This is a genomic window from Gilliamella sp. Lep-s35 (assembly GCF_009795845.1).
In the GTDB taxonomy this organism is placed as follows: domain Bacteria; phylum Pseudomonadota; class Gammaproteobacteria; order Enterobacterales; family Orbaceae; genus Gilliamella.
Map to the genome: position 1 here is coordinate 1 of NZ_WTEX01000062.1, position 1,337 is coordinate 1,337.

The 1,337-nt window shown below is 31.3% G+C and carries 1 protein-coding gene; it reads right to left on the reverse strand.

Annotated elements, in window-relative coordinates; genetic code table 11:
* Positions 1–91: 91 nt before the first annotated feature.
* Positions 92–1,036, reverse strand: coding sequence for a hypothetical protein (locus tag GQ590_RS11965; RefSeq protein WP_160409281.1), 945 nt, complete (start codon positions 1,034–1,036; stop codon positions 92–94).
* Between the last annotated feature and the right edge of the window lie 301 nt (positions 1,037–1,337).

The following is a 1,337-nucleotide window of genomic DNA, read 5'->3' on the forward strand; positions in this document are numbered from 1 at the left end:
TTTTCTTGATTTTCTTGATTTTCTTGGTGGTTCATGAGTTACTTCCATCCATCTATAGCATTTTTATAAAAATATTCACCGTTATTTTGAGTTATTTTTTTAAACTGCTTAAAGCTTGCTTTTCTTGACTTAATAACAGCCCTAATTCGCCTTGCATTTCTTCATTTTCGATTACGTCGTTAATGATAGCTGTCAACTTTTGGTTTTGCGTTAATTGACCATAGATTATGCAAAATAAGACATACACTCTTCTATCATTGGGATTTTTCAATTTTATCCCGTTATGATCGTAAAAATAGTTGATAATTTGTGATAGTAATTTTTGCGGTTGCGGTTTATCGTGTTCTTCAAATAAATCGGTTAATGTTACCGCTATTCGATACAACTCAAATTGATTAAGTTGATTATAGTGTAATAATTGATTGGTAAAACGTAACTCAAAATCGAAATCATTTTGATAATCTATCGATTCAAACGTGTAGACATCGCAATCGGTATCAATAAAGCTATAGCTGGTTTCTGCTGGCAATAAAAGACCAAGATGTTGGTCTGGTTGAGTATAACTATGACGTATTACATCTAATCTGAAAGGTTCATAAAATGTTAAAAATTTTTTGTTTAAAGCGTTACCTGCTCGATAATATGTTTTGATAAATTCATCCGCCAGTTGTTCCGGTGTTAAAACGCTGGTTATAAATCCACAAACATATTGGTTTTTTGTTAAATACTCTTTTTTTATTTGCATAACCGCTGCTGATAATAATTTTTCTTGTAAAGGTTCATGCGGTTTTGCAATGCACACAATTAAGGGGCATACTGATAACTCATGTGCAAGTTCTGGACGTTTGACTATAGCTAGACGATCTGACGGCATCGTTTCTAATAAGGTTTCATCGAATATTGATGAGAGTTCACTTACTACACCTAATCTGTCAAATAATAGATAACGGTATCGGTGTTGATGATGTTCACTGCTAAGTTCACTAATTAATCGGGTATTTGCAGTAAGTAATTTATCGTACATTGAATTATTCATTACTACTACCCTTAACAAACTGTAAATTTAAACTTTAAGACTAGCAGGCAAAAACAATTATATAAGGTATTATTCGCGGTAATCAGTGGCATCCTGTTTATGCTCCTTCCCTTTTTTACTTAGTATTAATATCGTAAGCTTTGCATTCTAATTATTGATTTTAAGTAAATATATTGAAAATTAACAATAAGAATATCTATTTTTTAAGCAAAAAGCAAAAAAAATTTACACAGTTTTGGGTGTTTTAAAGTACAGCAAAAATTTTCTACATCTGTTTTGGACTAACTAGGGGGTATTTACA

Excerpts from the sequence above, each read along its gene's own strand:
- GQ590_RS11965 (WP_160409281.1), bottom strand. The coding sequence starts at position 1,036 with ATGAATAATTCAATGTACGATAAATTACTTACTGCAAATACCCGATTA.